8 protein-coding genes, 1 tRNA gene and 1 pseudogene are annotated in these 9,839 nt (G+C 58.7%); 4 read left to right on the top strand and 6 right to left on the bottom strand.

All coding sequences use genetic code 11. The annotated features are described in order from the left end of the window. The coding region (locus tag ACF8AM_RS17490; protein WP_392556878.1) for a recombinase zinc beta ribbon domain-containing protein at positions 1-858 on the top strand (858 nt) is incomplete at its 5' end. Here the strand turns inward: ACF8AM_RS17490 and ACF8AM_RS17485 are convergent. Further along, positions 832-904 (bottom strand) — tRNA-Asn (locus ACF8AM_RS17485). The two genes, ACF8AM_RS17490 and ACF8AM_RS17485, sit on opposite strands and share 27 nt — an antisense overlap. Positions 905-1,044: 140 nt before the next feature. On the opposite strand from ACF8AM_RS17485, the gene ACF8AM_RS17480 reads away from it, so the two are divergent. Continuing rightward, a complete protein-coding gene (locus ACF8AM_RS17480) occupies positions 1,045-2,418 on the top strand; it encodes a hypothetical protein (protein WP_392556877.1) in 1,374 nt (457 codons plus the stop codon). On the opposite strand, the gene ACF8AM_RS17475 is transcribed toward ACF8AM_RS17480, so the two are convergent. Together ACF8AM_RS17475 and ACF8AM_RS17470 are read right to left on the bottom strand one after the other, a co-directional pair. Continuing rightward, positions 2,412-3,056, bottom strand: coding sequence for a hypothetical protein (locus tag ACF8AM_RS17475; RefSeq protein WP_392556876.1), 645 nt, complete (start codon positions 3,054-3,056; stop codon positions 2,412-2,414). The two genes, ACF8AM_RS17480 and ACF8AM_RS17475, sit on opposite strands and share 7 nt — an antisense overlap. A gap of 390 nt (positions 3,057-3,446) precedes the next feature. Beyond that, on the bottom strand, positions 3,447-3,785 hold the full coding sequence (locus ACF8AM_RS17470; RefSeq protein ID WP_392556875.1) for a histidine triad nucleotide-binding protein: 339 nt from the start codon (positions 3,783-3,785) through the stop codon (positions 3,447-3,449). A 122-nt stretch (positions 3,786-3,907) separates the two neighbouring features. Here ACF8AM_RS17470 and radC point away from each other — a divergent pair, with 122 nt between their 5' ends. Beyond that, the gene (radC, locus tag ACF8AM_RS17465; protein WP_392556874.1) at positions 3,908-4,852 is read left to right on the top strand and encodes a DNA repair protein RadC; all 945 of its coding nucleotides are present in this window, start codon (positions 3,908-3,910) and stop codon (positions 4,850-4,852) included. 226 nt (positions 4,853-5,078) lie between these two features. Here radC and ACF8AM_RS17460 read toward each other — a convergent pair whose 3' ends face one another. The 3 genes from ACF8AM_RS17460 to ACF8AM_RS17450 all read right to left on the bottom strand — a co-directional run bounded on the left by ACF8AM_RS17460 (position 5,079) and on the right by ACF8AM_RS17450 (position 8,245). Further along, positions 5,079-5,396: a P-II family nitrogen regulator gene (locus ACF8AM_RS17460; RefSeq protein WP_392556873.1), complete on the bottom strand. Its 318-nt coding sequence runs from the start codon at positions 5,394-5,396 to the stop codon at positions 5,079-5,081. A gap of 31 nt (positions 5,397-5,427) precedes the next feature. Then, a complete protein-coding gene (locus tag ACF8AM_RS17455; RefSeq protein WP_392556872.1) occupies positions 5,428-6,447 on the bottom strand; it encodes an aspartate-semialdehyde dehydrogenase in 1,020 nt (339 codons plus the stop codon). 655 nt (positions 6,448-7,102) lie between these two features. Beyond that, positions 7,103-8,245, bottom strand: a complete 1,143-nt coding sequence (locus ACF8AM_RS17450) for a helix-turn-helix domain-containing protein (protein ID WP_392556871.1) — start codon at positions 8,243-8,245, stop codon at positions 7,103-7,105. 543 nt (positions 8,246-8,788) lie between these two features. Here ACF8AM_RS17450 and ACF8AM_RS17445 point away from each other — a divergent pair. Next, a pseudogene (locus ACF8AM_RS17445) lies at positions 8,789-9,839 on the top strand (circumsporozoite protein- membrane associated protein); the annotation flags it as partial.

Below are 9,839 nucleotides of genomic sequence, written 5' to 3'. Positions count from 1 at the left end.
GGCGAGCACGAAGGCATCATCGACGAGAAGAAGTTCATCGAAGTTCAGAAGCTCATGGACGCCCGCAAAGAGAAACCACGACGTGGCGATCAGTCTCAACAGGACACACTGTTACTCGGCCTGCTTCGGTGCGGCTACTGCGGTTGTGCGTACACGACGAGCTTTGTGAACAAGAAGAAAAAGGACGGCAGCACACAGCGATACTATTACTACAAATGCACGACCAAATCGAAGAAGGACGCTGCGGCTTGCTGTGGAGCAGATTTGAAAGCGGAGATGATCGACGACGCGATCGTCGAATACATCCAAGATCTAGCGAAGAAGCCAGAGCATCTGGCCGCTGTCATAGCCTCGGCGACCGAAGCCAACCGAGAGGGCGTAAAGTCACTGGAATCGGAGCGAACGAAACTCACCAAAGAGCTTTCCAAGCTGGAGAAAAGCTCGCTCGCCCTCGTCGATCGCCTAGCCGATCCCGCACTCCAGGCGATTACGGCAATCTCGGATCGCCTCGCAGCGTTAGAGAAGGATCAGCAGTCACTGAAATCCAGAATCACCGAACTCACACTTCAAATCCGCGATCGTCGCGACGGTGACATTTCAACCGAAGAAGTCCAGGCAGCCTACGAAGACTTCGCTGGCCTTTGGAAAGAGCTTGATTTCGATGAGCGGCAATACGCACTGCGCCTGCTGATCAAACAGATCCAGCTCAAATTTAAGAAGAAGGAACCATCAGGCGAGATCGAAATTGAAGCCTGGGGCCAACGCCCGGTTCCGCTCGGAGTCTCCATTGCCCGGTCACGCAATGGAAAGTTGCGTAACCGGGATGGAAGGCTCCCCCGACAGGACTCGAACCTGTGACAAGGCGGTTAACAGCCGCCTGCTCTACCAACTGAGCTACAGGGGATTGCGAGCCGGTTCCGACTCGTGTGGGGCGAATGTTAGCTACTGATCGGCGGCGATTCAAGGCGGGTTTTCTCTGGATTTTTATTCCGGGGGGATTCGTTTTGACCCTGCCCGACTATCCGGACCCGCAAAACTGCTAACGTGGACATGCGTTCGCTCCCGAACTTGCCCTCCCAACGGTTCGCTCCCGCTTTCCTAGGCTCGGCCATGCGTTCTGATTCGCAACCCAACCCAGACGGCTCCACCGCCCCTGACAACGGAGCCGGTGCGGAAAAACGGGCTCAGCGACGGTGGCGGCGACTGCAGCATCTGCTGCCGCGCCTGGCTCAGCAACTGACTCCACCCACCTTTGACGCTTGCTGCCGAAACCTCCATCGGGGACCTCACCCGGTTTTGGCCCCCATCTGCAGCCGGTTGGGACACAGCCCAGTCCGCCACCGCGAAATGGCTCGGCAACTGGCGGCTTCCATGATGGACGCTCGCGAGCACGTGGTGACGATCCAGAAGTCGGCGGCAGAACCCTGGGTCACTCAAGCGGCCAAGACGTTCGACCTGCCGCTGGTTCGCTGGGACGCTTCTCAACTGGCCGCGCCCGAACAACTGGGCTCGCTGCCACCCAACATCGCCTTCCACAAAATCGCCCAACATCGAGATGAGTGGATCATCGCGGTGGCGGACCGCGTCGATGTGCTGCACCTTCGTCGCGGAGGCAAGGTCGAACAAGCCGTCCTGCGTCGCTTGGAAGTCGATCCGTTTGGTGTCCGAGTCGGCATGGACGATCCCAAGGCAGCCGAACGCGTGTTGGAAGCCGGGGCCCTGGGGAGGTTCCTGCCGCGGTCGTCCGCCAACACTTCCGATGCCCCCTTGCCGCGACGCGACCCAAGTTCCCCCAGCGTGTCTCCGGTCCAATCCTCGCTGGAACACGACGCATGGTTGGTGCACTGCACTCGTCGGTGCGATGGGCCTTGGCCGGGCCAGTCGTGGTCTCAGTACCGCGACGAGATGTTGCTGGGGACCGACGAAGCGGCCTCGCGAGAAACGCTGGACTCACTGCGACGCATCGTGCGGATGCGGCGTTTGATTGCAGGAGCGACCACGTCCAAGAGTGAACACCGCGTGGTTTGTCTGTCCGCCGTGCCGCTGCCCGAATTGCTGCGTCGGCGAACGTTTCGGTCCCATGTCTCGCGGTGGGACTACGAACCGTTTGGAATCGCGATTCGGCGATCAGCCGCGTCCAAGATCGGGTTGCGTCCGGTCGTCTACGGCCCAGTGTCCGTCCGAGATGGTTTGCCCGCCGACGAACGTTTCCTCTATCAAGCCGAGGGTCGCGACCAGGACTGGACCGCCGAAAAAGAATGGCGGTCACTCGGCGATGTGGACTTGGATTCGCTGGACGTCGACGACGTTTGCGTGTTTGTGCCCAGCGAGGCGGACGCACGAGTCATTGCCGAAGTGAACCACCGGGGCTGGCCAATTTGCCATGCCGAGCGGTGGCTTCAAACTTCCGCTCAGTAAGCCAATGTGGGCTGGGGTCCGTTGACCGATCGCGTGCGGTAGATCTGGCGTGCCGGTGAGTTGCGACGATTCTGAGCGGTGCGAGCCGCCACGGTCGAGGTGCGCCCGTGGCCGCTGTCGCTGATGATCGTTTCGCCTTCGTGAAGGATCACACCCTCGGATGAATGACCATACGATCCTCCGGAGCAAGAGTCACAGCCGCCGGAGCATGAATCACATCCGGTCGAACACGAGTCGCATCCGCCACAGCCATCGCAGCCACCCAGGTCGGCGGCGGGGAACAGTGGCCGGCCGCCGGCACAGGTGTCACAGGCGGTTCCGCAGCCGTCGCGTTTGTAGCCCCAGATGCTCTTGATGCCAGTGAAGACGGCTCGGCACTTGCCACACGATTGGCCGTTGTAGTTGCCGCACGAGTCACACGGGTCGTAGCAATCGGCGGGTTCATTGATCCATGGGTCGATGTACAGTTCGCCGCATCCATCGCAGGTATCGCAACCGCCGCAGGAATCACCACAGGCGCCGCTGTCGCAACCGACGCCAGGACCACAGGGCCCGCAAGCGTTCCACATGGGACCGACACATCCGGTCGACATCAGCAAACAAACCAGCGTCAACACGACAGCATAGGAGGATTTCATCGGGACGATCCGTGTCTCGAACAGGTGGGAGGACAAAGGAACGACGCATTCGACTTGAATGAATCGCCTTGTTTCGTCATCGGCACCTCAGCCGGCAAACTCCACCCAAATTGAACGTATGGCGGGGGAAGAAATTGAAAATGCTGGGAAAAAGGGATCAAGTCGGTGAAATCCGAATGCTGGCGAATCCGGCTACGGATGAAGGCGATGTCCGTCTTCGGAGTCGCGCGATGACGACGAATTGCGGGGCACGGAGGAGGACGTGGCTCGAAATGTTCTACTCTGGTCGTCTGCGTCGGCGGGACCCGACAACCGCGGAGCGGCGACAGGTGAAGTCCGAATTCTTGGCGAATCCGGCTACGTTGGTGTCGTCGTTGGGCGGGGCGGGACTCAGCCTGGTGGCCAGGTCATTTTGCGGCCGCCGAGCAGGTGGAAGTGCACGTGCGGGACTTCTTGGCCGCCGTCGGAGCCCGTGTTGACGACCAACCGATATCCGTCGCCCAAACCTTCGTCTGAAGCGACCTTGGACGCGACGACGACGCAGCGGCCCATGACTTCCTGGTCCTCGTCCGTCAAATCTGCAAGCGACACAATTTCGCGTTTGGGAATGACCAAGATGTGCGTGGGAGCTTTGGGAGCGATGTCACGAAACGCCAGACACAGGTCGTCTTCGTAGACGATGTCGGCTGGGATTTCTTTGGCGATTATTTTCGAGAAGATGGATGGCATGTTGCGATACAAACGGAGGTCGCGGGCGCGTCAAATTGATGCCCAACAAAAGGCGTCGAGTGAATTTAGGTTATCTTCGCTGTGTTGGAATTCCTAGATGTTCGAGGACGAAGAGCTGCCCGATGAGCGAAACCCGACGTCAACGTTTGCAAGCCATCCTCTACCCGTTGGCCTATCACTCTCAGTTTCGCCAAAGCGAACTTTCTGAGTTGGTGGAAGAAACCCAAGCAGGATTTGTCACTCGAACCATCAACGCAGTGGTGCGAGCCGGTGTGCTCGAACGCGTTCATTCCGACGATGAACTGCATTACACATGGGCCTCAACCGACCCAATCCAATTGATCGACCGCTGGATCCAAGATCAGATTCATGGCGATCAAGTCAAAGAGCGTCCGGAAGAAGAACGACCTCGAGAACGTTTGTTGCGTGATGGTGCGGCATCGCTGTCCAACGCAGACTTGCTGGCGATTTTGATTCGTGTCGGCGTGGTCGGCGAATCAGCCACGACGGGAGGCACGAAGCTGGCCAACCATTTTGACGAGGAACTGGACGCCATTCGCGAACAGAGCGTTTCGGAATTGCGACACATCACCAAAGCAGTGACGAAAGCCAGTTACTGCCAAATCATGGCGGGCATTGAACTGGGCCGCCGAGCGACCGAAGCGGCTCGCGAACGCCCGGTGCAAATCGTCAAAATCACCAGCACCACGGAAGCGACCGAGTACTGCGCGCAGAAGTTCGCTTACCTGGCCGGCGACGCGGTGCAGGAAGAATTCCACATCGTGACGCTGGACACCAAGCACAAACCGATTCGCACGCATCGCATCACCGTTGGCACGCTGGACAGTTCGCTGGTGCATCCTCGCGAAGTTTTTCGGCCGGCGATCCGAGACGCGGCCGCAGCGGTGTTGTTGGTGCACAACCATCCGTCGGGTGATCCCACGCCGAGTCGGGAAGATCACGCGGTGACGGAGCGTTTGACGGAGGCTGGCAAGCTGATCGGCATCTCAGTGCTGGACCACATCGTGGTGGCAAAGGAACGATGCCTAAGCTTGCGAGAATGCTGATGGTAGCGGGGCTCTGCGCGCGGGCTTGCTAACGCTGCGTGTTACGAAGGCGTAGCGGGGATCTGGAATCTGGCGATTCCAGCTACGGGCGACGGAGAATCACAGCATCAATTAGCCGACGGCCGTTAGGCCCGGTTCTCGTCTAGCGAATCGTTGCGGACGACGACGCTGATAGGTTGCGCGCGGCCTTGCTCACGCGGCGGGTTATGACGCGAACTTGCTTCGATCAAATGAACGACGCAACCGGCATGACCAGGATCTTGCCGTCGCCGATGCGGCCGGTGCGAGTGACCGCGACGATCTTGTCCAGCACCTCTTCGAGGCGCAAGTCATCGACCCAGAGCGTGATCTCGACCTTGGGAACAAAGGCTTCTGAGTATTCGGTGTCTTGGTACTGATCCAGGTAGCTGTTTTGGCGGCCATAACCTTTGACCTCCATCACACTCAACCCTTCCAGCGGAGCCCGACGAAGGGCTGCGAGAACGTTCTCGGCCAGATGCGGTGAAACGACGGTGACGACTTGTTTCATGATCGCATCCGGCATTCAGAAGGGTATGACACGATGGCTCAGCTCATTATCCGGCGGAGGGCTGATGTTTGTTGGCCAACAACTCGGCGATTTGAACGGCATTGGTTGCGGCACCTTTGCGAAGATTATCGCTGACGCACCAGAACGCGATTCCGTTTTCAGAACTGATGTCTTGGCGGATTCGACCGATGAAGACATCGTCCTTGCCGTCGCAATCACGTGGCATGGGGTAGGACTTGGAATCCAAGTCATCCACCACGGTGATCCCGTCGGCTGCATCCCAAAGCTCGCGAGCTTTTTCGGCAGTGATCGGTTCGCGGGTTTCGACCAAGATCGATTCGCTGTGTCCGATCGCAACAGGCACACGAACGGCGGTCGGGCAGACCTGAATGGTATCGTCGCCCAAAATCTTTTGGGTCTCGTGGACCATCTTCATCTCTTCGCTGGTGTAGCCGAGATGCTTTTCCGAACCGATCTGCGGGATCAGGTTGAACCCGATCGGATGCTGGAAAGTTTCTGGCGAATGCGATTGCCCGTCGAGGCTGGCACGCGTGCTGGATTCCAGTTCGACGTTGCCAGCCAAGCCAGCTCCGCTGGTCGCTTGGTAGGTGCTGACGATGACCCGACGAATTCCCACGGCTTTGTGCAGTGGTGCCAGTGCGACGACCATCTGTGTCGTGCTGCAGTTGGGGCTGGCGATGACACCTTGGTGACCATCGACCGCGTCAGGGTTCACTTCGGGAACGATCAACGGCACAGTTGGATCCATCCGCCAATACGCACTTTCGTCGACCACGATTGCGCCGGCTTTGACCGCCCAAGGGGTGAACTCGGCAGAGACTTCGTCGGGCGTGCTGGCGATGACCAGATCGACGCCTTCAAAAGCCGCTGGTTCCATCAGCTCGACGGTCAGCATTTCGTCGCCATAACGCACTTCGGTGCCGGCGCTGCGAGCCGAGGCAAGCAAACGCAGTTTCCGCATGGGGAACTTGCGAGCGTGGAGCTGGTCCAGAACGATTCGGCCGACGGCACCGGTGGCACCGACGAGTGCAACGCAATCAAACATGAGTGGTCAGGAGACGGAGAAACAAAGTGGGGAGGGACGACGGGGGTTTAGTTTGGTCTTTCCAGACGCAAACGCAACGGGAAACAGCCCCCGGCAAGTTGAAAAAGCTGGTGAGCTAAACAAGGCCCGAGTCGCCCCCGAGACCCCCGCACCCGCTTTTTGAAGTTGCGCTGTTGCGTGAGGCATTGTTTTTTTCATCACCCGACGCGTCAGCGAGGCGACGTCCACATCGTTTTTTCCTTGCTGACGCTTCGGGTTTTGAGATATTTTCCCTCGCTGACGCGTCGGGTTTGGAGCTATTGTCCCTCGCTAACGCTTCGGGTTTGGAGATATTTTTCCCTCGCTGACGCTTCGGGTTTGGAGAAAAGCGCAACTTCAAAACACCCGCTTTCAGGTTCGCGGCCGATCGTTTCCATGGACGAATGACACCCCACGACGGGCGTCAAAATCCGCATGGCGGGCTTTCGAGTGGTCTGTCACGACTCATTTTCAGGGCAGTGGACGAGGCGACGAGTCCTGAACTGGCATCAAAACCAAGGACTCGTCGCCTCGCCCACTACGATCAACCTTCACCTTTAGATTTGACAGACCACTAGCCCGTCAAAGACGCCAGCACGACGGACTTGGAAGTCCATCGTACGAGCTCGGTTTCGGCCTAGCGGCGAGCCATTCGGCGCGCGATCGCTTCGCGGGACAGAGGCATGATCTTGGCAGCTCCTCCAGTGTTGTAGAGCAAATCGTCGCGGCTGGGTTTGGATTCCGCGTCGTCGTACTGAACCAAGAACGCACCGACTTGGACGCCTGCTTCGTGATAGACAGGTGGCCAGAATTCTTCGCCGCGGATGGCCAGCGTCTTGGCCAACAAGCGAGTGGCTCGGCCGGAGAAACCGCTGAGCACCATGTCCAGGCGACCGAGGGCTTCGTGGAACAGGTAGAACACCAACGCGGTGTCCTTGCCTTGACCGCCAGCGTACTCCCACGTGCCGTCGTCTTTTTCGTAGTAGAAGCCCGGTTCAGGGGCGTCCATGTTCTTGCTCAACCGCATCCCGGCCGAAGCGGCACCGGGTTTGGGGTCGTTGTCACGGTAACGAAGGAAGAATGGGCAACTGCGAGCCGAGACATCATCGACGTCATCTTCGGTCACGAACGGAGTGCATCCGAACGCGTCGGAGAACAAAAGCTCAACAGCCGGGTTGCTCTTCACGCTGCCGATGCAAACGATTCCGCGATCGCCTTGGGCCTCGGTGAAGCCTTGGAAGACTTCCGTCGCACGAGCTCGAGCGTCTTCCAACGTGACTTGGCCGGGGCTCCACACCAACGATTGTTGAATCCGGTCGGGCATCGGCACGGACGCCGTTGCGGTGGACTCGGGGCCTTCGCCGATATGCTTGGCCACACCACCTAAGGTCGAGATACCGTTGAGCAATTCGCCAACCAACACCGAATCGCTGGCCACGACCATGGCGTTTTCGGGCGAGTTGTTGCCCTCGCCTTGCCGAACCCCGACCACAATTTCAATGTCGTTTCGGCGAGCCAGTTGCTCCCAGAAGTTTTCTGCGTTGACAGCGAACAACGCACCCGGCAATTGATCCGCCGTCGCGTGCCCCTGATCGATCAGGTAGTCGCATAGACGCGACAAGGCGTCCAGCGGAATGTATTTGGCTTCGTTTTTAAGCAGCGAAGCCACCTGGTGTCGATCCAATCCGGTGTGTTCGACGATCGCTTTGATCGTACCGGGGCGTTTGCGCCGATCAGGAGTGTGCCCAAGCAGTTCTGCGAGCCGAAAAGCGTATCTCATGGCCGATTTGGAAATAGGTAGAAAAGGTTGAGGTTGAAATCCGTGCCGCGTCAGACTGAAAACGGTGTCAATCTCACGAATCGCCGATTGTATCTTGCCCCAATGCGGCCGGATCGAAAAGTCGACTGAAAGTGGCCGACAACAGTTCAAGATCTTGGAGCAGCGTGCTGCCCGGTCAATCCGCTTCCTTGATGCACCCCAATATGTTCACAATGATCGTTCACTGAAAACAAATCTCGAACAAAACAGCCCGGTGGATCGGAACCGCCGCCCGCGAAATCGTTGCAAACGAACAAAGCCTCCCCGATTGGAGCGTTTCAACTACCCAGACAACGCTAAGCAACTGAACTTTGTTCGCTGCAAATAACATACACCTTTCCATCGAACCAATGTTTTGCCGGAGGCGATCGCTGGTTCCAAGGTACTCGGATCGCCGATCAAATAGAATGAGCGTGTTAGGAATGATTCGGTTGTGAGTGCCATCGTTCTTGTCGCCATCGGCTGTTCGCGACGTTATCTATGATTTCTTTTTGGTGAGACCGCGTGTCCGTCGTTTCGTCCCCCCGCCCTTCCGGTTCTCGAACGCCCGCCGCCGGCCCCGAATCTCGGGCGTCCGCCGCAGCAGCGAAACCGGCGTACGACACCCTGATTCAATCGCGAATCGATGCGGCTCGTTCCGCGCTCTGGCGAGCCGAACTGACACGCCAAATCCTTCGCGGGGTTTTGGTGGGCATGGCCGTGATGCTGGCCTGGATCGTGATGGACCAGTGGATCTGGTCACCGGGAACAACGGGCCGAGTGGTGATCGCTACCTTCGCGATCGTCGCCGCGATCGCTCATGTCGTTCGTTCGGTTTGGCCTGTGCTGCGATCATCGGTCCGAGCCGACTACGCCGCCCGAGCTCTCGAACGAGACCATCCCGAATTGGGACACGCGCTTTCCAGCTACGTCACGCTGACGGCTCCGGATTCGGCCAACCAATCAGCGTCCAAAGCCCAGCTTTCCAAACGAGTCGTTCAGTCCATCGGCGCAACCACCGCTGCGAAACTGCGTTCAATCGATGCCTTGCCTGAAGAAGCCACCGGGCTGCTGCAGTGGTGGATCGCGACGATCGCGTTGCTATCCGTGCTGGTGATCTATGCGATCGCGTCCCCGAAGAACGCATTGCAATCGGCCGCGAGACTGGTGGCTCCGGCGGCCGACATTCGGCCTGCCAACCGAGTCCAGATCACCAACGTTCAACCCGGCGATGCGGAAATTCTGGCTGGACGGACGGTGGACGTTTCTGCCAACGTTCGTGGCCTGCGAGACAAGGAAACAGTCGAGTTCCGCTGGCTGAGCTCGGACGAACCCACCAGCACGTCTGGCGACGGCGTTTCCGAAGGACGCGTCACCAAGATGCAAGTCGATGAGGCAACTGCCAACCGTTCGACCGTCGCTCACACCGCATCGATCCGTGTATCGCATCAAGCCACTGGTGTTCAGCGTTATGAGATTGTGGCTGGCGACGCGGTAGCGGGACCGTTTGAGTGGACGATCCGCGACACGCCCGTCGTCAGTGTCACCGAAGTTCAATACCAACCACCGGCCTACA

Source organism: Rhodopirellula sp. JB055 (genome assembly GCF_043100905.1).
Taxonomy (GTDB): Bacteria; Planctomycetota; Planctomycetia; order Pirellulales; family Pirellulaceae; genus Rhodopirellula.
Note: the sequence above shows the minus strand (reverse complement) of the source record. Positions and strands in the feature narration are given on the sequence as shown.